Annotated in this window: 22 protein-coding genes and 1 pseudogene; 13 read left to right on the top strand and 10 right to left on the bottom strand. The window is 64.3% G+C overall.

The window, feature by feature from the left end:
* Positions 1–9 precede the first annotated feature (9 nt).
* The 3 genes from IVA81_RS22930 to IVA81_RS22920 all read left to right on the top strand — a co-directional run bounded on the left by IVA81_RS22930 (position 10) and on the right by IVA81_RS22920 (position 2,838).
* Entirely contained in the window at positions 10–882 is an 873-nt protein-coding gene (locus tag IVA81_RS22930; RefSeq protein WP_247322125.1) for a sugar ABC transporter permease, read from the top strand.
* A complete protein-coding gene (locus tag IVA81_RS22925; RefSeq protein WP_246925092.1) occupies positions 879–1,730 on the top strand; it encodes a carbohydrate ABC transporter permease in 852 nt (283 codons plus the stop codon). The genes IVA81_RS22930 and IVA81_RS22925 overlap by 4 nt, the downstream gene beginning before the upstream one ends.
* Before the next feature lie 115 nt (positions 1,731–1,845).
* Positions 1,846–2,838 carry a hypothetical protein gene (locus IVA81_RS22920; RefSeq protein WP_247322123.1) on the top strand — a complete coding sequence of 331 codons (993 nt, stop codon included), beginning with the start codon at positions 1,846–1,848 and terminating at the stop codon, positions 2,836–2,838.
* On the opposite strand, the gene IVA81_RS22915 is transcribed toward IVA81_RS22920, so the two are convergent.
* Genes IVA81_RS22915 through IVA81_RS22905 form a run of 3 tightly spaced genes read right to left on the bottom strand, consistent with a single transcriptional unit; the run spans position 2,771 to position 5,671 of the window.
* The gene (locus IVA81_RS22915; protein ID WP_247322121.1) at positions 2,771–3,583 is read right to left on the bottom strand and encodes an ABC transporter permease subunit; all 813 of its coding nucleotides are present in this window, start codon (positions 3,581–3,583) and stop codon (positions 2,771–2,773) included. The two genes, IVA81_RS22920 and IVA81_RS22915, sit on opposite strands and share 68 nt — an antisense overlap.
* Positions 3,584–3,587: 4 nt before the next feature.
* Positions 3,588–4,502 (bottom strand): ABC transporter permease, encoded by a 915-nt coding sequence (locus IVA81_RS22910; protein WP_247322118.1) that lies wholly within the window; start codon positions 4,500–4,502, stop codon positions 3,588–3,590.
* Complete coding sequence (locus IVA81_RS22905) at positions 4,499–5,671, bottom strand: ABC transporter ATP-binding protein (RefSeq protein ID WP_247322116.1); 1,173 nt, start codon at positions 5,669–5,671, stop codon at positions 4,499–4,501. Before IVA81_RS22905 ends, IVA81_RS22910 begins: the two co-directional genes overlap by 4 nt.
* Before the next feature lie 122 nt (positions 5,672–5,793).
* Here IVA81_RS22905 and IVA81_RS22900 point away from each other — a divergent pair, with 122 nt between their 5' ends.
* Positions 5,794–6,024, top strand: coding sequence for a hypothetical protein (locus IVA81_RS22900; protein ID WP_247322113.1), 231 nt, complete (start codon positions 5,794–5,796; stop codon positions 6,022–6,024).
* 29 nt (positions 6,025–6,053) lie between these two features.
* A pseudogene (locus tag IVA81_RS22895) lies at positions 6,054–6,314 on the top strand (type II toxin-antitoxin system RelE/ParE family toxin); the annotation flags it as partial.
* Here the strand turns inward: IVA81_RS22895 and IVA81_RS22890 are convergent.
* Positions 6,311–7,771: a glycerol-3-phosphate dehydrogenase gene (locus tag IVA81_RS22890; RefSeq protein ID WP_247322111.1), complete on the bottom strand. Its 1,461-nt coding sequence runs from the start codon at positions 7,769–7,771 to the stop codon at positions 6,311–6,313. The pseudogene IVA81_RS22895 and the gene IVA81_RS22890 overlap by 4 nt on opposite strands.
* A 138-nt stretch (positions 7,772–7,909) precedes the next feature.
* Positions 7,910–10,597, bottom strand: a complete 2,688-nt coding sequence (locus tag IVA81_RS22885; protein WP_247322110.1) for an EAL domain-containing protein — start codon at positions 10,595–10,597, stop codon at positions 7,910–7,912.
* 202 nt (positions 10,598–10,799) lie between these two features.
* Here IVA81_RS22885 and IVA81_RS22880 point away from each other — a divergent pair, with 202 nt between their 5' ends.
* On the top strand, positions 10,800–11,903 hold the full coding sequence (locus IVA81_RS22880; RefSeq protein ID WP_247322109.1) for an NAD(P)/FAD-dependent oxidoreductase: 1,104 nt from the start codon (positions 10,800–10,802) through the stop codon (positions 11,901–11,903).
* A gap of 108 nt (positions 11,904–12,011) precedes the next feature.
* On the opposite strand, the gene IVA81_RS22875 is transcribed toward IVA81_RS22880, so the two are convergent.
* Positions 12,012–12,191 (bottom strand): DUF465 domain-containing protein, encoded by a 180-nt coding sequence (locus IVA81_RS22875; protein WP_026201910.1) that lies wholly within the window; start codon positions 12,189–12,191, stop codon positions 12,012–12,014.
* A 329-nt stretch (positions 12,192–12,520) separates the two neighbouring features.
* Here IVA81_RS22875 and IVA81_RS22870 point away from each other — a divergent pair, with 329 nt between their 5' ends.
* The 3 genes from IVA81_RS22870 (at position 12,521) to IVA81_RS22860 (ending at position 13,341) form a co-directional block, all read left to right on the top strand.
* Positions 12,521–12,727: a DUF465 domain-containing protein gene (locus IVA81_RS22870; RefSeq protein ID WP_008546179.1), complete on the top strand. Its 207-nt coding sequence runs from the start codon at positions 12,521–12,523 to the stop codon at positions 12,725–12,727.
* A gap of 121 nt (positions 12,728–12,848) precedes the next feature.
* A complete protein-coding gene (locus IVA81_RS22865; protein WP_247322108.1) occupies positions 12,849–13,067 on the top strand; it encodes a hypothetical protein in 219 nt (72 codons plus the stop codon).
* A 22-nt stretch (positions 13,068–13,089) separates the two neighbouring features.
* A complete protein-coding gene (locus IVA81_RS22860; protein WP_247322107.1) occupies positions 13,090–13,341 on the top strand; it encodes a hypothetical protein in 252 nt (83 codons plus the stop codon).
* A 60-nt stretch (positions 13,342–13,401) separates the two neighbouring features.
* Here the strand turns inward: IVA81_RS22860 and IVA81_RS22855 are convergent, their stop codons facing one another.
* Positions 13,402–14,127, bottom strand: coding sequence for a GGDEF domain-containing protein (locus IVA81_RS22855; protein ID WP_247322105.1), 726 nt, complete (start codon positions 14,125–14,127; stop codon positions 13,402–13,404).
* A gap of 141 nt (positions 14,128–14,268) precedes the next feature.
* On the opposite strand from IVA81_RS22855, the gene purE reads away from it, so the two are divergent.
* Positions 14,269–14,757: a 5-(carboxyamino)imidazole ribonucleotide mutase gene (purE, locus tag IVA81_RS22850; protein ID WP_246930116.1), complete on the top strand. Its 489-nt coding sequence runs from the start codon at positions 14,269–14,271 to the stop codon at positions 14,755–14,757.
* A complete protein-coding gene (locus IVA81_RS22845; protein WP_247322104.1) occupies positions 14,754–15,860 on the top strand; it encodes a 5-(carboxyamino)imidazole ribonucleotide synthase in 1,107 nt (368 codons plus the stop codon). Before purE ends, IVA81_RS22845 begins: the two co-directional genes overlap by 4 nt.
* A gap of 94 nt (positions 15,861–15,954) precedes the next feature.
* Here IVA81_RS22845 and aqpZ read toward each other — a convergent pair whose 3' ends face one another.
* Complete coding sequence (aqpZ, locus tag IVA81_RS22840; protein ID WP_246930118.1) at positions 15,955–16,677, bottom strand: aquaporin Z; 723 nt, start codon at positions 16,675–16,677, stop codon at positions 15,955–15,957.
* Between the two features lie 260 nt (positions 16,678–16,937).
* On the opposite strand from aqpZ, the gene rpsU reads away from it, so the two are divergent.
* Entirely contained in the window at positions 16,938–17,234 is a 297-nt protein-coding gene (gene rpsU, locus IVA81_RS22835; protein ID WP_014492442.1) for a 30S ribosomal protein S21, read from the top strand.
* 278 nt (positions 17,235–17,512) lie between these two features.
* A complete protein-coding gene (locus IVA81_RS22830) occupies positions 17,513–18,163 on the top strand; it encodes a tetratricopeptide repeat protein (RefSeq protein ID WP_247322102.1) in 651 nt (216 codons plus the stop codon).
* Positions 18,164–18,190: 27 nt separating this feature from the next.
* On the opposite strand, the gene IVA81_RS22825 is transcribed toward IVA81_RS22830, so the two are convergent.
* Positions 18,191–19,147, bottom strand: a complete 957-nt coding sequence (locus IVA81_RS22825; protein ID WP_247322101.1) for a hypothetical protein — start codon at positions 19,145–19,147, stop codon at positions 18,191–18,193.
* 93 nt (positions 19,148–19,240) lie between these two features.
* Positions 19,241–19,525, bottom strand: coding sequence for a cupin domain-containing protein (locus IVA81_RS22820; protein WP_247322099.1), 285 nt, complete (start codon positions 19,523–19,525; stop codon positions 19,241–19,243).
* Positions 19,526–19,541 lie beyond the last annotated feature (16 nt).

The following is a 19,541-nucleotide window of genomic DNA, read 5'->3' as shown; positions in this document are numbered from 1 at the left end:
CCGAAAAGAATGGCGATCACGCTCTCTGGCGATCAGGCAATCCCCGGCCCGCCCCTGTCGTCGCGGCTGACCCCGGCGCAGGTCTGGGGCATCGTGCTGCTCGCGCCCTATTTGCTCGTTTTCCTTGCCTTCGTGGTCTATCCCGTCTGCTACGGGCTGTGGCTGGCGCGCGCTCCGGCAAACTATGTCGCCCTCTACAACGACCCGATCTTCGCACGCGCCGCGATCAACACGCTGATCTTCCTGGTCATCGGCATCAACATCAAGATGCTGATCGCGCTGTTCCTGTCCGGCTTCTTCGCCGTGCAGCGCCCCTGGATCAAATGGCTCTCGGTGATCTTCATCCTGCCCTGGGCGGTGCCATCGATCCCGACCATCCTGTCGGTGCGCTTCATGCTCAATCCCGAATGGGGCGTGATCAACCACCTCATCTTCTCCTTCACCGGCGATGACGGCCCGAACTGGCTGAACGATCCGACCGTGGCGCTCAGCATGGCGATCGGCGTGCACATCTGGAAGTCGCTGCCGTTCTGGACGCTGATCCTGATCACCGGCCGCCTTGCGATCTCGCACGATCTGTTCGAGGCCGCCGAGGTGGACGGCGCGAGCTGGTGGCAGAAGTTCCGCTACATCACCTGGCCGTCGATGCAGACGCTCTACGTCACCTGCACGCTGCTCTCGATGATCTGGACGCTGGGCGACTTCAACAGCGTCTATCTGCTCACCGGCGGGGGACCTGCCGACCTCACGCACGTGCTGGCGACGCTCGGCATCCGCTATCTCCGGCTCGACCAGCTCTCGTTGGCGATGGCATCCATCGTCTGCGCGATGCCATTCGTCCTGCCGCTGGTGTACTTCATGATGAAACGGTTGTCCCGATGAAGCTCCCCTCCTTGCGCGAAGTCGGGACCGAAGCGCGGCTCCTGCTGATCGGCATTCCCGTCTTCCTGTGGACGATGATCCCGATCTATCACATGTTCCTGTTCGCGATCTCTCCGAAGGAGGACGCGTTCTCGGGCAAGCTGTGGCCGGATCACCCGACGCTGCATAATTTCGAGATCGTGTTCAAGCAGCAGCACTACTTCCTGCGCGATTTCTACGTGCAGTTCTGGAATTCGGTGGTGATCGCGGCGGCCGTCGGCGCGTTGACGCTGTTCATCGCCACGGCGGCGGCATTTTCGATCTCGCGGCTGAAGGTGCCGGGCGGACGCGTGGTGCTCAACCTCGCGCTATTCACCTATTTCATCCCGGCGGCGTTCCTCGCCGTGCCGATGTACCGGACCATGGGCAATTACGGCCTGCTCAACAATCACTGGTCGCTGATCCTGGCCATGGTGACGATCGCCAGCCCCTACGCGATCTGGGTGCTCAAGCAGGCCTCCGACAAGCTGCCGGTCGAGCTGGACGAGGCCGCCGTCATGGACGGCGCGACGACGCTCCAGATCTTCCGTCTGGTCTACCTGCCGCTGATGATGCCCTCGCTGGTCGCGATCGGCACCTATGCGGTGCTGCTGGCCTGGAACGAATATCTCTACGCGTTCCTGCTGCTCTCCAACGACCGCGAGATCACCCTCCCCGTCGCGCTCGGCAATTTCCTCGCCGCCGACGATTCGCCCTGGGAGCTACTGATGACCACCGGCTTCATCTACGCGCTGCCGCCGGCCGCGGTCTACTACGCCTTCCGCCGCTACATGGTGGGCGGGCTCACGGCGGGTGCGGTGAAATCCTGACGCGACAGGACGCAAAGGGTCGCCACAAGCACAGCGCTCAAGCGACAACGTGGACAATTGAGGATTGTCCACGCCTGCCCTAAGCTCCGTGCCCCAAATGATGGGGCACGGCATCATGCGCAGCAACGACGCGATCCATCTCGGCCTGATGCTGCTGGCGCTCGCGACGGCCTACCTGGTGCCGTTCGAGCTGTTGCTGCTGGCCTATGTCGTGCTCGGCCCGGCGCACTATTTCACCGAGATCTCGTGGCTGCACGACCGCAGCTACTATCTGCCTCATCGCGGGATTGCGGCCGCCCTCGCGATCATCGCGGTGGTCGCGGCGCTGATCGACAACGCCTCGTGGTTCGGCTTTGCGATGTGGGGCGCGCTGGTCGTCTGCGCCATGCTGGCGGCTACCACCTCTGCGATCGAGAGCATGCTGCTGTTCATGGTGGCGATGGCCCTGTCCGCAATCATGTATTCAAGCGGATCGTCGCTCGCCGTCATCGGCATCCTGATTCCAACGCTCATCCACGTCTCGCTGTTCACGCTGATCTTCATGGTGCTCGGCGCTTACAGGTCCGGCAGCCGCGCACAGGCCGCGCTGGTGGTGCTCTACCTCGTCGCGATCGCCACGATCCTGTTGCTGCCGCCGGCCGCCGAAATCCGGATCGCGAGCTTTGCCCGCGTCGGGCAGGACTATTTTGGCAATGTCGGCCCCGCCCTGGGCCGGCTGTTCGGCGTGCCAGGCCTCGTGCTCGACACAAGGCTGACCAGCCTTCTCGCCTTCGTCTACACCTACCACTACCTCAACTGGTTCATCAAAGCCGACGTGATCCGCTGGACCGCAGTGCCGAAGGCGCGGCTGGCGGCCATGGCAGCCGCCAGCGCGGCGTCCACCGCGCTCTATTTCTACGACTACGCGTTCGGCTTCACCTTCCTGCTCGCGCTGAGCTTGATCCACATCCTGCTCGAGTTTCCGCTCAACAGCCTCGCGCTGCGCCAGCTCGGCGCCGTGGTCCAGGATGCAACCCGCGCGCGGTTCGCCGGACGAACGGCTACAGCGGCGCTGCGCTCTCGCCCCGCGAGCTCGACAGCTTCGAGGCGAGCGAAGCGATCACGATGACAATCGCGATCAGTGCGATCACCAGCGTGCAGATCGCGTTGATCTCGGGCTTCACGCCCAGCCGCACCTCCGAATAGATCCGGATCGGCAGCGTGGCGGAGCCAGGGCCGGTGGTAAAGCTCGCGATAACGAGATCGTCCAGCGACAGCGTGAACGCCAGCATCCAGCCCGCGACGATGGCCGGCGCGATCAGCGGCAGAGTGACGGCGACGAACGCGCGGACCGGGTCACAGCCAAGGTCCATCGCGGCCTCCTCCAGCGAACGATCGAGCGAGCCGAGCCGGGACTGCACGACCACCGCGACGAAGCACATCGTCAGCGTAGTGTGGGCGATCGTCACGGTCCAGAAGCCACGCTCGGCGTTCAGCGCGACGAACAGCAGCAGCAGCGACAATCCCGTGATCACCTCCGGCATCACCAGCGGCGCATAGAGCGTGCCGGAAAACAGCGTCCGGCCGCGAAACCGCTCGCCGCGGGATAGCGCGACCGCCGCGAGCGTGCCGAGCAGCGTGGCGATGGTGGCGGAGGAGACCGCAACCCGCAGGCTCATCCAGGCCGCCTCGATCATGGCGCGGTCATTGAAGAACTCGTGGTACCAGCGCAGCGACCAGCCGCCCCACACCGTCACCAGCCGCGAGGCGTTGAAGGAATAGATGACGAGGATGAGGATCGGCAGGTAAAGGAACGCCAGCCCCAGCGTGAGCGAGGCGATGTTGAAGCGGGAGAGGCGGGAGACCTTGCGCATTGTCTCAGCGCCCCTGTTCCAGCTGCCGCTTCTGCAGCCGCTCATACAGCAATAGCGGCACCAGCAGCACCACCAGCAGCACGATGGCCGCCGCGGACGCGACCGGCCAGTCCTTGTTGGTGAAAAACTCGAGCCAGAGGGTCTGGCCGATCATCAGCGCGTTGGAGCCGGCAAGAAGGTCCGGAATGACGAATTCGCCGACGATGGGAATAAAGCACAGCAGCACACCGGCGCCGACGCCGGGCAGCGACAGCGGGAAGGTGACGAGCCAGAACACCTGCCAGGGCGGCGCGCCGAGGTCACCGGCAGCTTCTTCCAACGCCGGCTCCATCTTGGCGAGCGTGGCGTAGAGCGGCAGGATCATGAACGGCAAATAGGAATAGACGATGCCGATATACATCGCGCTGTCGGTTGAGAGCCACACCACAGGCTGGCTGACCAGATGCAGCGCCAGCAGGATCTGGTTGAGCAGGCCGTCGTGCTGGAGGATGTTGATCCAGGCATAGATGCGGATCAGGAACGAGGTCCAGAACGGCACGATCACCAGCACCATCGCCACCGCCTGCCAACTCTTCGGCAGCCGCGCCATGCCATAGGCGATGGGATAGCCGATCAACAGCAACAGCGCAGTCGCCGTGACGGCGACGGTGAGGCTGCGCACGTAAGCGAACACGTAGATGTCGTCTGAGATCAACAGCCTGAAATTGTCGATCGACAACGCGGCAAGGGCCGTCTTCAGCGCGTCCCATCCCGCCGTCAGGTCGAACACCGGATCGTAGGGCGGCTGCGCAATCGCCGTCTGCGATAGGCTGATCTTCAGCACGAAGGCGAACGGCACCAGGAAGAACAGCATCATCCAGAGGTAGGGCGCGATCGCGGCAAAGCGCGCCGGCCGCGCGAAGATACGACGGGAGCTCATGATTGCAGCACCACGCAGTCGTCCGGTGTGAACCAGGCAACGACGTTCTGGTTCACGCTGTAGGCATCGACGTCGAGGCGCGCGCTGTTGACGACTGAAGCTTGCATCGTTCCGCCGGCGTCGAGCTTCACCTTGTAGGTGGTGGTGCCGCCGAGATAGCAGATGTCGGCGATCACGCCATCCAGACTGTTGATCGCCATTTCACGACCGGCCTCGGACACCGGCCCGCGGCGCGAGAGCTTGACCTTCTCGGGCCGGATCGCGACCGACAATTTCGTCTCGCCAACGGGCTCGCGCGGCTCGGCCGTTACCAGCGTGCCGGCATCGCGCGTGGCAATCACCAGGCGATGACCGTCACGCAGCTTGAACTCGCCGTCGAACACATTGACGTCGCCGACGAACTCGGCGATCCAGCGCGAGCGCGGCGCCTCATAAAGTTCGCGCGGCGCAGCGACCTGGGCCAGCTTGCCTGATTTCATCACGCCGATCCGGCTCGCCATCGTCATCGCCTCCTCCTGGTCGTGGGTGACGATGATGAAGGTCGTGCCGAGCCGGCGCTGCAGCTCCATCAGCTCGGCTTGCGTGCTTTCGCGCAGCTTCTTGTCGAGCGCAGCCAGCGGCTCGTCGAGGAGCAGGAGCTGCGGCCGCCGTGCCAGCGCGCGCGCCAGCGCGACACGCTGGCGCTGGCCGCCGGAGAGATGGTCGGGCTTGCGCTTCTCCAGTCCTTCGAGCTTCACCAGCGCAACCATCTCGGCCACGCGCGTGGCGATATCGGCGCGCACCAGACCTGCGCGCTTCAGGCCGAAGGCGATGTTGTCGCGCACCGACAGATGCGGAAACAGCGCGTAATTCTGGAACATCATGTTGACCGGACGCTGGTGCGGCAGCGCCTGCGCGATGTCCTTGCCGCCGAGCAGGATACGCCCCTCGTCCGGCGCCTCGAAGCCGGCAAGCATGCGCAAGAGCGTGGTCTTGCCGCAGCCGCTGGGACCAAGCAGCGCGAAGAACTCGCCGGCCTTGATGTCGAGCGAGACGCTGTCCACGGCGCGGAATGTTCCAAAGGTCTTGGCAACGCCCTCGATGCGCAGCAGCGGCTGACCGGCGGCGGGAGGCGTATCTCCGGCGGCTGCATTGGCCGTGACGTCTGTTCTGGGCAACTCGTCCGTCATGTTTCCTGCCAACCCCGAATCCGCCGCACGCTAGCGGCCGATCGTCCCTAGCTCAACCGGTTCGAGGCCGATCGTCCCAAATTGGCCTTCATGCCGGACGCCAAAAAGCGTATGATACAGACATGACCAAGTTGCTGGATCAGGCCCTGGAGATCGCACGCAGTCTGCCTGCCGACGCGCAGGACGATATTGCCCGGATCGTGCTCCAGCTCGCCGGCGCAGAAGCAGCCTCGCCCGTCATCCTCTCGGATGATGAGAGATCGGCAATTGCTGCATCCAAGGAGGCCGCTGCGCGAGGGGAATTCGCAACCGAGGCTCAGGTCCGCGCGACTTGGGCCAAACACGGCCTGTGAATATTCGGTAAACGCTTCCGGCGCTCGCCGACCTCGATTCTATCCTGACCTACATTGCCGAAGCGTCGCCTCAGGGAGCGGCGCGCGTCCAAAAGCGCATTCAGCACGTGATCGATCTATTGCTGGCGCATCCCGAGATCGGTCTACGGACCGATGATCCGGACATTCGAAGGCTAACCACGACGCCCTACCCATCTCTCGTCTTCTACGAGATAGGGAGCGAGGAGATTATCATCCACGCCATCCGTCATGGCGCCCGCGATCCCGGCGGGATGCACGGCTCGATCTAGTTCACACCTGCCATGAACGTTGCCAGAGCATCACGGTCCGTGGCCGGCATGGTCAGGCCGAGCTTGGAACGGCGCCATAGAACGTCATCCGGAAAGCGCGCCCATTCGCGGGTCATGAGATAACGCACTTCGGCGCCGGTCAGCTCGGGGCCGAAGGCGGGGCCGAGCTCGACACGCGTCTTCGCCTCGCCGAGCACCGCGGGCAATCGCGAGCCGTAGGCTGCGACCAGGCGCTGGGCCTGCGTCTCCCCAAGAAAGCGCCAGCGGTCGCGGGCGAGGTCGACTTGGGTGTCGAAATGGTCCCAGACAAAATCTCCGCCTGGCAGCGCTGCGCCGGCGGTCCAGCGCGGCGACATCGGATAGAACGGCGTCAGCTTCGTCACCGCCCGCTCCGCGCGCAGGCGCGAGGTGGTGACGTCGCCGCCGAACATGGTGATCAACGGCGCCTTGCGCCGGCGGGCGTGGAATAGGGTCGTGCCGTCACCTCGCCGTGCGGACGCCGGCGTCAAGTTGACGCCGGAGACCGTCCGGACCACGTCGGTCGGGGTGACGCGCTCGCGGAAATAGCGGCTGGCCGCCTCGCAGAGATAGGTCACATCAGCCCCTCGCATCGCGACGATTGCGGGATCGCCGGTGAAATCATGCGTGACCGTGCCGATCAGCGTGAACTCCCGCTCGAAGGGGGATGCGAAGATCAATCGTCCATCGCTGTTCTGGAAGACGTAGACGTTGTCTGAATCGAACAGCTTGGGCACGATGATCTGGCTCATCTGCATCGCCGCCATTGCGGGCTGCGGCTGGCGCAGTACCGTCTCCGCGACCATCGACGTCCAGCCCCCGGTGGTGTTGGCGAGCGCCCGGGCCGTGATCGTGCGGCGATGGCCACGATCGATCACCGCGAGACGCCAGGTGTCGGTTCGATCGGCACGCACGCAGCGCGCCCCGGTCCGGATCGCAGCGCCGCGTTCGGCGGCATCGAGCGCCGTGAGCACCACCAGGCGGGAATCGTCGACGACGCAGTCCGAATATTCGAACGCCGTGCCGAACGGGCGCTTCAGCGCGTTGCCGACCGGATGATGGGTGATGTCGAGGGTCGCCGTTGCAGGCAGTCCGCTGCGGCTGGTGAGGCTGTCATAGAGGAACAGGCCGGCACGCAGCAGCCATGGCGGACGCTCCTCGGCATGCGCGGGGATCACGAAGCGCATCGGCCGGACCAGATGCGGCGCGATCCGGAGCCAGACACGGCGCTCGGCCAGCGCCCGGTGCACGCGCCGGAACCCGCGCCGCTCCAGCACCGACAGATCGCCGTGGATCAGACGCGGTGTCGCCGACGACGCCGCGCCGCCGAGATCGCTCTGCTCGAACAGGATCACCCGCAGGCCGCGCCCGGCCGCATCGCGCGCGAGGCTGACACCGTTCAGGCCGCCGCCGATGATCGCAAGGTCGTAATCCGCCATGAAGCCGTCGAGAAGGAGCGAAGCGCCCCATCATCACTAGAGCCATTTCCGTTCCGATGAAATCGGAACGGGGCTCTAGATTCTTGTTTTGACGCGTTTTCTTGACGCGAACCGGTATCCACTTCGCTCGACAACGCTCTAGCCGGTCTTGAGCGCGAGCTCCATGACTTCAGCGCGACCGACGAGCCCGGCATATTTCCCGATCGGCAAGGGCTTGCCGAGCAGATAGCCCTGCACGCCGTCACAGCCCTCCTTGGCCAGGAAGGCGAGTTGCTCGACCGTCTCGACGCCCTCGGCGATGATCGACATGTCGAGGCCGTGGCCGAGATCGATCACCGCGCGGACGATCGCAGCCGACTGCGGGTTGCGGCCGAGATTGATGATGAAGGCGCGGTCGATCTTGATCTTGTCGAACGGGAACGCCTGGAGATAGCTCAGCGAGGAGTAGCCGCTGCCGAAATCGTCCATGGAGATCCGCACGCCGAGCGCCTTCAGGCGGCGCAGTAGCGCAAGGCCGCGATCGAAATCTTCGATCAAAACACCCTCGGTGATCTCAAGCTCGAGCCGTCCGGGTGCAAGGCCGGTTTCGATCAGGATCGAATGGACGAGGCCAACCACGTCGCCGTGCATGAACTGCGCCGGCGACAGATTGACCGCGACCTGGAGCGGCTTCGGCCAGGACGCAGCCTCGCGGCAGGCCTCGCGCAGGATCCACTCGCCCATCTCGACGATCAGGCCGCTCTCTTCGGCGATCGGGATGAATTCGGCCGGCGAGACCTGGCCGCGCACCGGATGCTGCCAGCGCGCCAGCGCCTCGAAGCCGATGATGTCGCTCTCGGCGACGCTGTGGCCCGCTGCCCCCTGCGGCTGGAAGGCGAGCGAGAGCTCGCCGTTCTTGATCGCCATCGACAGATCCTGGTGCAGCACGCGGCGATCGCGGATCTGCTGGTCCATCTCCGGCTGGTAGAGGCTGATCGTGCCGCGGGACTTCTGCTTGGCGCGGAACAGCGCCGCACCCGCATTGGCGAGCAGCGAGGCGCCATCGCTGCCATTGTGCGGGAAGACCGCCATGCCCGTGGTGGCGCCGGCGCGGACCGCCCGGCCGTCGATCTGGAATTCCTTCGCGACGGCCTCGCCGAGCTGCTGGGCCAGCGCAAGGCCCGCGTCCGGCTGCTTGCCGTCGATGATGAGGCCGAATTCGTCGCCGGACAGGCGCGCCACCACGCCGCCACGGGCGGAATCCTGAAGCCGCTGGGCCACCTGGATCAGAAGCTTGTCGCCGAGCGCATGGCCGAAGACGTCGTTGACCTCCTTGAGGCCGTCGAGGTCGACACAGAGGACGGCGAACTCCTCGCCGGTGCCTTCGCAGGCTTCGATCATCTGGGTCAGTGCCTGAAGGAAGGCGGCGCGGTTCGGCAAATCGGTGAGGCCGTCGTGATAGGCCATGTGCGCCATGCGCGACTCGGTCTGCCGGCGGTCGGTGACGTCCTCGTGGGTCTTGATCAGATATTGCGGCTCGCCGGCATCATTGAGCACGGTGGCGCGGCGGGTCAGGAACAGCCGCAGGCCATCCTTGGTGGAGATCGGATGCTCCTCGCTGATCATCCCGCGTTTCTTGATCGCGGCCTCGTCGCGCGCGATGATCAGCTTGGCTTCTTTGTGATTGAAGATGTCGGACGCGGTCAGGCCCGTGGCCTCCTCGCGCCGGCGGTTGAGGATCGTCTCCGCGCTGCGATTGGCGAGCAGATAGCGGCCGTCCTTGACCTGCTCGACGATCAGCGCCACCGGGATGTTGTCGACCACCAGATCGAGGAACTTCTTGGCGCTCTCCAGCTCCTTCGACAGGGAGCGGCGGTCAGTGATGTCCTCGAACACCAGCATCAGGAATTCGGGCTTGTCGTTCTCGTTGCGGACCACGATCCGGATCGAGGCGACCATGCGCCGCTCGCCGCCACGATCGACCTCGAATTCGTTGCGGAATTGCCCGTCGGGCGAATTGAGCGCCGCCCGGTCAGTCGTCTCGATGGTGGCCGCCGAGCCGGACGCGAACAGCTCGCGCGCATTCTTGCCGACGACATAATCGCGCGAGAACCCCCAGAACCGCTCATAGGCGCTGTTGGCGAAGATATAGCGGCCGTCCTCGATGTTCTTCGCCGCCACGCAGGCCGGCACGTTGTCCAGCACCGTTTCGAGGAACTGCTTGGTCGAGGCGAGCTGTCGCGACAGCTTGCGCTGGTCGCTGACGTCCAGATGCGTCGCCACCGAGCCGCCGTTCGGCAGCACGAAATATTTCACCAGGACGGCGCGGCCATCAGGCAGTTCGGTGATCAAACCGTTGGGGCTCGCCGCCTTTTCGTAGAACTCGCCGTCGGAGACGCCCCCCAGCACGCCGCGCTTGCGTCGCAGCTCGAGGAGCTCGTAGCCGTTCATGTCGGCCCAGAGATCCAACCGCGTCAGGCCGTAAAGCTCGAGATAGCGGTCGTTGCAGAAGATGATGCGTCGCTGCGCATCCGTCATCACCACGCCCTGGTTGAGATTGTTCATGGCGGAGGAGACGAAGGCGTTGCGCCGCAATTGCAAACGCCTGGTCCGGCGCAGCGAGGAATGGATCCACAGCACGATCGCGGCGAGGAAGGCGCAGACGACGATGCCCGCGATCAGGACTTCCCAGACCACGTTGGGATCCAACTGGCCGAGATAGCTCGGCGCGGCAAAGCTGTCCGACAGCGCAAAGGCGCGCGCGGGCGCAACCGTGCCGGCCAGGCACACGACGGCCTGCACAGCAATCAGAAGCGTGCTGCCCTCGTGCCAGTTCTTCTCAGCCATCAGCCACCCGCGATTTCAACGTCGGATTGTCTGGCTTCACGGGTTTGGATCGGGTAAACGCCTGTACGCGCAACAGAAAAATGTGACGTGAAATACGGCAATTGCCCTGACATGATAAATTCTTCCTTAACGGAAAATGACCCCGCGCCATTCCTCCCAGGCCTGATGCCACCGGCGCTTCCAGCGAACATCCTGCACAACCATGGATAGGGTCGATTGCGTCGTCATCGGAGCCGGCGTGGTCGGGCTCGCGGTGGCCCGAAAGCTGGCGCAGGCCGGGCGCGAGGTCATCGTGCTCGAGGAGGCCGAGGCGATCGGCACCATCACCTCCTCGCGCAACAGTGAGGTGATCCATGCCGGCATCTATTACCGCGCCGGGAGCTGGATGGCGCGCATGTGCGTCGACGGCAAGCACGCGCTCTACCGCTACTGTGCCGAGCACGGCATCCCGCACAGGAATTGCGGCAAGCTGATCGTCGCGACCAGCCCGCAAGAGACCGAGAAGCTGCAATCGATCAAGGCACATGCCGAGGCCAATGGCGTGCTCGACATGCAGCTGCTCACGGGCGAGGCGGCACGCGCGCTGGAGCCGGCGCTCGCCTGCGACGCCGCACTGCTGTCGCCGTCAACGGGCATCATCGACAGCCACGCCTACATGCTCTCGCTGCGCGGCGAAGCCGAGGCATCAGGCGCGGCCTTCGCGTTTCACACCCCGCTGATCCGCGCCAAGGCGGCGAACGGCCTCATCGAAATCGAAGCCGGCGGCGAGGCGCCAATGACGCTGCAATGCAGCCTCCTCGTCAACGCCGCGGGGCTCTCGGCGACGAATGTGGCACGCAACATCGACGGCATGCCGCTGGAGCGGATTCCGCCGGCCTATCTCGCCAAGGGAAATTACTTCAGCTGCAATGCCAAGGCGCCGTTCTCGCGCCTGATCTACCCGGTGCCCGAACCCGGCGGGTTAGGAGTGCATCTGACGCTGGACATGGCGGGACAAGCGCGCTTCGGCCCCGACGTCGAGTGGATCGAGACGATCAATTACGAGGTCGACCCGTCACGCGCCGAGCGCTTCTATCCGGCGATCCGCAAATACTGGCCGACACTGCCTGACGGCGCGTTGATGCCAAGCTATTCGGGCATCCGGCCGAAGATCGTACCGCCTGCGGTCGCGACGCAGGACTTCCTGATGCAGGGCCCACGCGATCACGGCGTCGCAGGCCTGGTCAACCTGTTCGGCATCGAATCGCCGGGGCTGACGTCGTCGCTCGCGATCGCCGATCACGTCGCCGAGCTCGCAAGCACTTAAACCGCGCAAACATCTTTGCACGGTGCGCACGCTGCTGCAGGGATGAGCGCAAAGGCTCTCATCCCTGCGGACAAGGGTAAGATCAACTCTACGCTGTTACGGGGGTTACTAGTGGAGCGTGTCGCCGTGCCTGAGACGCTCGATCTGGTCCTTGACCATCAACTTCCGGCGCTTCAACTCAACAATTTGCAGGTCGTCTGTTGAAAGGTGCACGAGAGCTTCGTGCAATTCGTTTTCGAGAAGTTTGTGCTTCCGCTCCAATTCAACGAGATGTGCCTGAATTGTCATTCGAAACCTCCTCGGTAGGGTTGAACCTCAGGATTCGATCCGGACAAGCAAGTCTACATCACCGATTCGTTCTGTCGATGGATATCCGTCGTCGCAGCTTCATTTTTGAAAATTCATATGTAACGAAGCGTGAGTAAAGGAACCGCGCGGGAAAAATCCATGATATCAATGCGCTTGCGCGATACCTCAGCGCCCCACAGAAATATGTTGCGGGAGATCGGCGAGCGAGGGTTGCAGATCGCTTGCGATCACGCCGCGCAAGGACGATAATTTCCACAGGGCATCCACAGCCTTAGTCTCACGCCTATCGGTTTTCGGCCACCGCAGACATGACCAATGAAGACGAGCGTGAGCTCGAAGCCGAGCTCACCCGGTTGCAGCAGGAACACCGAGATCTCGATGCGGCGATCGATGCACTGCATCAATCGCCCGCCCCGGACCTGTTGCGGTTGCAGCGGTTGAAGAAGCGCAAGCTGTTGTTGCGGGACCGCATCGCGTTCATCGAAGACCAGATTACCCCGGACATCATCGCCTGATCCGTGAGCCGCTTCGCGCAGTGGCTCGCCATGAATCCGCTTGACTCGAAAAGAACAAAATAGGAACATTTGAGCGCCCCGCCGCCCCCAGGAAACGCCCAAGGACAACAGGACAACGCAGATGTCGCCAACCGCCCTTCTCGACAACAGCCACTATGAACAGGCCTGCGATCAGGCGATCGCGATGTGCGACGGCAATCTGCGGAGCACCATCAAGGCGCTGATCATGGCCAACGAATATCTGGAAGCCGAGCTGGAGGAATTGCAGGCGGCGATTTCCGCCGGCTGCATTCCGGACACCTCGCGCAGCAAGATGCGGAGCAAGAGCAGCGCCGCCTGAGTTTCAACATTGGAGCAACGCCATGTCGGACGTGACCTATTACGTTGCAATGCCCTTTTTGATCGATGCCGACGGCTCGCCTGTCGCAGGCGCAGCGGAAGAATGCCAGAGCTCGACGGCCGCATTGCGGCGCGCCGAGCTCTTATCGCGGGGTGCAGGCCATATCGGCGCGGTCGCCTTCAGCCGTAGCGGTGATCCCATGACCGGCGAATTCGGCGACGCCACGCTGCTGCGCAAATTCGGCAACGTGCCCGAAGATCTCGCCACGCTGTAAGGTTTAGTGTTTGAGCATGATCTCTTCGGAAAACCGCTTCACACCTTTCCGGATCATGCTCTAACTGCTGACCAGCCTGATCTGCGGCTCGTGCCGCCGGTGCGCCTTGCGCACATACATGGCGGCGTCCGCCTCCTCCAGGGCGCGGCCTGCGTCGGACTGCGCCCCCAGCAGCGCGACCCCTGCGGAGGCGCCCGCCGTCACGTGCTGGCCGCGAAAGACAAAGGACAATTCGTCGACCGCCTGCTCAAAGGCGGCCGCCTTCGCCTTGGCGTCGGTCTCGCTGAGATTCCAGAGCAGCAGCGCGAACTCGTCGCCCCCGAGCCGGCCGACCACATCGGAAGCACGGACCTGCCGTGTCAGCGTGGCGACAATCGCCTTGAGCACCTCGTCGCCGGCGCCATGACCGAACGAATCGTTGATCGGCTTCAACCGATCGACGTCGAGCACGATCAGCGCCCCACTGGCGCGGTAGCGCTTCATGTAGGCGATGGCGCGCGCGAGCTCGCGCTCGAAGCCGCGCCGGTTGGGGATCTCGAGCAGGAAATCGGTGTCGGCCGCAGCTTCCAGTTCCGCGACCCGGCGCTGCGTCTCCTTGAGCTTGGTCCGCAAGCCCCGGATCGTCGTCCTGAGAGTTTCCTGGGCTCCATCATTGCCCGGCGGGCGGCGCCGCGGCGGCTTCGCCGGACGCTTGGTCAGCCGCTTTGGTGCGGCTTTGGATCGGCCGGCGCTGGTCTTCCGGCCCTTTTTGGCCTTCGCAGCGCTCGCCCTTTTTGGTTTCTTCATGGGCATCCTGCTCAATGAAGGCTTGCGGGGATTCACCAAGACAGGATAGTGGATTCCCTTCTCCTTGCCACCGCCTTGCGAGCCGCCGGCCGGAACCGTTAATCTGGCCTATCCTTCTGTTTTTCGGGCACAATTATCGTCATGACCGCGCCGATCGCCATCATCATGGGAAGCCAGTCGGACTGGGACACGATGCGGCATGCCGCCGACACGCTTGCCGCGCTCGGCGTTGCCGCCGACACCCGCATCGTTTCGGCCCACCGCACCCCCGACCGGCTGTTTGCTTTCGCCAAGGGGGCCAAGGCCGCGGGTTACAAGGTCATCATCGCCGGCGCTGGAGGCGCTGCACATCTGCCCGGCATGGCGGCGGCGCTGACCGAACTCCCGGTGTTCGGCGTTCCCGTCGAATCCAAGACGCTCAAGGGCCTCGATTCGCTCTATTCGATCGTCCAGATGCCCGCCGGCATCCCGGTCGGCACCCTCGCCATCGGCAAGGCCGGCGCGATCAATGCCGCGCTGCTGGCAGCGTCCGTACTGGCTTTGTCTGACCCAGCCTTGTCCAATCGCCTCGCCGCCTGGCGCAAGGCTCAGACCGAGGCAGTCGCCGAGCGCCCGGAGGACAAGGCTTGACCGACACCAGGCACGTGAAGCTGAAGCCCGGTGACACCATCGGAATCCTCGGCGGCGGACAATTGGGCCGGATGCTGGCCATGGCTGCGGCACGGCTTGGCCTACGCTGCCAGGTGTTCTCGCCCGATCCGGACTCGCCGGCCTTTGACGTCGTCTTGAACGCGACCTGCGCCGAATATGCCGATGTTGAAGCGCTCGAACTGTTCGCCAACGACGTCGACGTCATCACCTACGAATTCGAGAACGTGCCCGCCGCGGCCGCGATGGTGCTCGATGCGCGCCGACCCGTGCTGCCCAACCGCAAGATTCTCGAGACCACCCAGGACCGGCTCGCCGAGAAGGATTTCGTGACGCGGCTCGGCATTGGCACCGCAGCCTACGCCGATGTCACCTCAGTGGCTTCATTGCGCGAGGCGATCGTCAGGATCGGTCTGCCGGCCGTGCTCAAGACCCGCCGCTTCGGTTATGACGGCAAGGGCCAGGCCATCATCCGCCAGGGCGATGACATCGCCAAGGTTTGGACCAGCCTCGCCACGAAATCGGCGATCTTGGAAGCCTTCGTACCGTTCGAGCGCGAGATCTCCGTGATCGCCGCACGCTCGGTCACGGGCCAGGTCGAATGCTTCGACGTCACCGAGAACGAGCACCGCGACCACATCCTGAAGGTATCGCGCGCGCCCGCGCCGATCCCGGATGCGCTCGCCGAAGACGCGCGCAGCATCGCCGGCAAGATCGCGAGCGCGCTCGACTATGTCGGCGTGCTCGCCGTCGAGATGTTCGTGCTCGCCAATGGCACCGGACCGAAGGTGCTGGTCAACGAGATCGCCCCGCGCGTGCACAATTCCGGGCACTGGACGCTGGACGGCGCATCCGTCTCGCAATTCGAGCAGCATATCCGCGCCATCGCCGGCTGGCCGCTCGGCAAGCCGGTGCGCCACGGCGACATCGTCACCATGACCAATCTGATCGGCGATGAGATCAACGATCACGAAAAATGGCTGACCGTCCCCGGCGCCACGGTGCACATCTACGGCAAGGGCATGCCGCGCCCCGGCCGCAAGATGGGCCACGTCACCGAAGTCAGGCCGACGAAGAGCAAGTAGCGGGACCGCAGCATTCGCTGCGATCCCGCTTCGCGATTTTCGTTTGACGCGTTTTCTTGACGCGAACCGGTATCCACTTCGCTCGAAAACGCTCCTACGCCGTCTTCGCGCCCGCGACGACGCCAGCCGGCTCCTCGCTGAGCCAGCGATAGATCACCCCACCCAGCGCGCCGCCGATCAGCGGCGCGACCCAGAACAGCCACAGCTGAGCCGTTGCCCAGCCGCCGACGAACAGCGCCGGGCCGGTGCTGCGCGCCGGGTTCACCGACGTGTTGGTAACGGGGATGCTGACGAGATGGATCATCACCAGCGCGAGCCCGATCGCGAGCGGTGCGAAGCCTGCGGGCGCGCGGCCATGAGTGGAGCCCATGATGATGAACAGGAACATCATGGTCATCACCACCTCGGTGAGGAAGCACACGATCATGCTGTACTGGCCGGGCGAATGCGCATCATAGCCGTTGGATGCGAAGCCCTTGCTGACGTCGAATCCGGGCGCACCGCTGGCGATGACGTAGAGCAGCCCCGCCGCCACGATCGCACCGGCTACCTGGGCGATCACATAGGGCAGGATCTGCCCGGCGGGGAAACGGCCGCCGGCGGCAAGACCGACCGTGACCGCCGGGTTGAGATGGCAACCCGAGATGTGGCCGATGGCATAGGCCATGGTGACGACGCTCAGGCCGAACGCGAGGGAAACACCGACCAGGCCGATTCCGACCTGGGGAAAGCCGGCGGCGATCACCGCGCTCCCGCAACCTGCGAATGTGAGCCAAAAAGTGCCGATGGCTTCAGCGGCGTATTTCTTGATATCCATGTGTCGTCCCCTACTTTCAAAGTTTCCGGAACAAGGCTCCGAAAACGGCCCCACCCTTGGCGTCAAATCTCCCAAATCAGGGCCGCACGGAGGTATTCTGCCTTATTTAATGGCTGAACTTGGCCCGAATCCCCGCCTGGCCGGTGGACATCCCCGCTTTTGTCTGATACATCCGCGCCCTCAAGGTTAAGGGCTTGTGCGTTTCGCCATCCCCTTCGTCTTACCAGAATTCAAATCCGATCCACTGAAGAGGATGCCGCGTGCAGGTTCTCGTTCGCGATAACAATGTCGATCAAGCCCTCAAGGCGCTGAAGAAGAAGATGCAGCGCGAGGGTATTTTCCGCGAGATGAAGCTCCGCGGTCACTACGAAAAGCCCTCCGAGAAGAAGGCCCGCGAAAAGGCCGAAGCCGTGCGCCGCGCGCGCAAGCTGGCCCGCAAGAAGCTGCAGCGCGAAGGCCTGCTGCCGATGAAGCCGAAGCCGGTGTTCGGCGCCGGTCCCGGCGGTGATCGCGGTGGTCGTAGCGGCCCGGGTGCAGGTCCGCGCGGACCGCGCTGACCTACCTACCGCATTTAGCAAGATTTCAGTTTCCGATGACGCGGGCCCCTGGCCCGCGTTATTGTTTGTGAGCGGTGCCTTTCTGGGACGGGACACCACCGATACGGCGCTGAAGCGCGATGAGACTAGGACGAATGATCATCGCGCTTTAGTTTGTTGCTTGAGCATGATCTCCGCGCAAACGCGTTCCGCGTTTGTCGCGAGGGAAAACCGCTTCACACTTTTCGCTAACGCGGCCCTTCGGGTCCGGATCATGCTCTAGCGCGAGCGAACCGTAGATGGCTTCCCCTTTCCCCGAGCGCGGCTTGGCACGGCTACGCCAGATCTGGCAGCGGCCGTTCGCGCTGGCTTTGATGGGGATTGCGCTGTGCGGCTGCTCCTTCGATCTGGGATCGCTGATGCCGGAGAAGGACAAGCCTCAGGAAGCACCCAAGGCGGCCGCGCCCGCTGAGAGCGCGGTGAGCGCCGGCAATGTCACCGAAGCTCAGGCCCACACCGCAAAAGCGCAATCCCTGGCGAAGTCAGGCGAGACCGCGGCAGCGCTCGACGAGTTCAATCGCGCCGTCGGACTCGATCCCTACAATGCGCAGGCGCTCTATGGCCGCGCCCTGATCTATCAGGGCAATAACCAGCACGATTTCGCGATCGCCGATTTCACCGCTGCGAGCGGGCTCAACCCGCAGAAGGTCGAGCCGCTGCTCGGTCGCGCCACCAGCTATCTCGCGCTCGGCAAGGTCAAGGAGGCCGCAGCCGATCTGGATGAGGCCTCTGAGGCCGATCCGCACAACGCGCAGGTCTGGACCACGCGCGGACAGGCCTATGAGCGGCTGGGCGACAAGGCCAAGGCAGCGGCGTCCTACACCAGGGCTGTCTCGCTTCGCCCACGCGACGACGCCGCGCGCAGCGGCCTCGCCCGCGTCGGCGGCTGACGATTTGGGCGCAGCGCAGGCGCTGTCTTAATCGGGGGTGGCGCTCTTCGGCAGAACGGAGTGGAACATCGACTTCATGCCCGAGAGCATCTCGTCGGCGACATTGGTCTTCTTCGGCCGCGGCAAGGAGGCGCCGGCGTCGGCGCGCAGATCGAGCGGCGGCGCGATCATCGGCACGGGAATGTCAGCCGGCGGCGTCATCCGATTCGGATCGTCGTTGCTGACCGAGGCCGTGTAGGGCGGATTGGCCGACGAGGAGCCATCACTGCCATAGGCCTCGGATGAGGGCGTCGATACCGTGATCGGCGGCGGCAGCGGACGGACCGTAGACGGCTCCGTACTGATGACCCGCGGGGCCTCCGGCGTGCGGGCGGCTTCCCGCACCGCAGGCTCTGGCGGCCTCTCGGCTGATTTGGCCTCGGACGGCCGAACCTCGGCGGGCTTGGTTTCGGAAGATCTGGCCTCAGCGGACTTGCCTTCGGACGACTTGCCTTCAGGCGTCTTGCGCAGGCGCTCGATTGCGGCACGCACGAGATCGTTGGCGTCGGGGGTCGCAGCCGGCGCCGAATTGGCCTCCGTCACCGGGGCAGCGGGAGCGGCTGCAGTGACGGCCGGGCTCGACGTCGGCGTAGACTTGGCGGCCGCCTTCTCGCGCGCCGACGGCTTGCCGCGCGGACTGGCCTCGGCCGGTGTCACATCCGCAGCCTTACGCTCGACGACCGGCTGATCGGCAGCCTTCTCAGCCGCCGGCTTGTCCGTCACACTCTTCTCGGGAATGCCTTTGGCCTTGACGCCGGGCGCCGGGAGATTGGCGACATCGGCGGGCTTGCCGTTCTTGCCGGCGTCGGCCGGTGCCACGACGGCCGCAGGGGCATCAGCCGCCGGCTTGGCGTTGATGTAGTGGTTAACGATGTAAGCCCCGATGATCGTGGCGAGCACCGAGGGGAAAATATCCATCGAGATTTTAGCGAGGTATTTCAGCATTCCGGCCACTCCCCGCGCGATCTGATGCGGGAACTTTGGGGCATTGTAAGGGATCAACTGCGACGGATCGATGGCAAGTGGGTAGCGCCGGACTTACGGCTTTAGCTCGATCTCAAGGAACACGATCTCGGTTGAGGTTTCGTTAACTACGTCATGCTGGACGCCGGCCTTGCGGAAATAGGATTTCCCGGCCGCAAGCTGCGCCTTGGAACGCTCGCCGCCGGGCGCCACGATGGTCATCTCCCCCGCGACGACGGGAACAATGACGTAGTCCATGCCGTGGGTGTGGTGCCCGGTGGCGCCGCCGGGCGGAAGGCGCCATTCCGTCACCCGGACCTCCTCATTTTCGACCTGAACCTCGGACTTGGCGGCAAGCATCGGAACTCCCCTATCG

The organism is Bradyrhizobium sp. 141 (genome assembly GCF_023074055.1).
Lineage (GTDB): Bacteria > Pseudomonadota > Alphaproteobacteria > Rhizobiales > Xanthobacteraceae > Bradyrhizobium.
This window is presented reverse-complemented; position numbering and strand designations above follow the sequence as displayed.

Coding starts and splice junctions, on each gene's coding strand:
- IVA81_RS22890 (WP_247322111.1), bottom strand. CDS start 7,771: ATGGCGGATTACGACCTTGCGATCATCGGCGGCGGCCTGAACGGTGTC.
- IVA81_RS22885 (WP_247322110.1), bottom strand. CDS start 10,597: ATGGCTGAGAAGAACTGGCACGAGGGCAGCACGCTTCTGATTGCTGTG.
- IVA81_RS22860 (WP_247322107.1), top strand. CDS start 13,090: ATGTCGGACGTGACCTATTACGTTGCAATGCCCTTTTTGATCGATGCC.
- aqpZ (WP_246930118.1), bottom strand. CDS start 16,677: ATGGATATCAAGAAATACGCCGCTGAAGCCATCGGCACTTTTTGGCTC.
- purE (WP_246930116.1), top strand. CDS start 14,269: ATGACCGCGCCGATCGCCATCATCATGGGAAGCCAGTCGGACTGGGAC.
- IVA81_RS22910 (WP_247322118.1), bottom strand. CDS start 4,502: ATGAGCTCCCGTCGTATCTTCGCGCGGCCGGCGCGCTTTGCCGCGATC.
- IVA81_RS22930 (WP_247322125.1), top strand. CDS start 10: ATGGCGATCACGCTCTCTGGCGATCAGGCAATCCCCGGCCCGCCCCTG.
- IVA81_RS22855 (WP_247322105.1), bottom strand. CDS start 14,127: ATGAAGAAACCAAAAAGGGCGAGCGCTGCGAAGGCCAAAAAGGGCCGG.
- IVA81_RS22925 (WP_246925092.1), top strand. CDS start 879: ATGAAGCTCCCCTCCTTGCGCGAAGTCGGGACCGAAGCGCGGCTCCTG.
- IVA81_RS22920 (WP_247322123.1), top strand. CDS start 1,846: ATGCGCAGCAACGACGCGATCCATCTCGGCCTGATGCTGCTGGCGCTC.
- IVA81_RS22900 (WP_247322113.1), top strand. CDS start 5,794: ATGACCAAGTTGCTGGATCAGGCCCTGGAGATCGCACGCAGTCTGCCT.
- IVA81_RS22865 (WP_247322108.1), top strand. CDS start 12,849: ATGTCGCCAACCGCCCTTCTCGACAACAGCCACTATGAACAGGCCTGC.
- IVA81_RS22830 (WP_247322102.1), top strand. CDS start 17,513: ATGGCTTCCCCTTTCCCCGAGCGCGGCTTGGCACGGCTACGCCAGATC.
- IVA81_RS22905 (WP_247322116.1), bottom strand. CDS start 5,671: ATGACGGACGAGTTGCCCAGAACAGACGTCACGGCCAATGCAGCCGCC.
- IVA81_RS22870 (WP_008546179.1), top strand. CDS start 12,521: ATGACCAATGAAGACGAGCGTGAGCTCGAAGCCGAGCTCACCCGGTTG.
- IVA81_RS22880 (WP_247322109.1), top strand. CDS start 10,800: ATGGATAGGGTCGATTGCGTCGTCATCGGAGCCGGCGTGGTCGGGCTC.
- IVA81_RS22825 (WP_247322101.1), bottom strand. CDS start 19,147: ATGCTGAAATACCTCGCTAAAATCTCGATGGATATTTTCCCCTCGGTG.
- IVA81_RS22820 (WP_247322099.1), bottom strand. CDS start 19,525: ATGCTTGCCGCCAAGTCCGAGGTTCAGGTCGAAAATGAGGAGGTCCGG.
- IVA81_RS22915 (WP_247322121.1), bottom strand. CDS start 3,583: ATGCGCAAGGTCTCCCGCCTCTCCCGCTTCAACATCGCCTCGCTCACG.
- IVA81_RS22875 (WP_026201910.1), bottom strand. CDS start 12,191: ATGACAATTCAGGCACATCTCGTTGAATTGGAGCGGAAGCACAAACTT.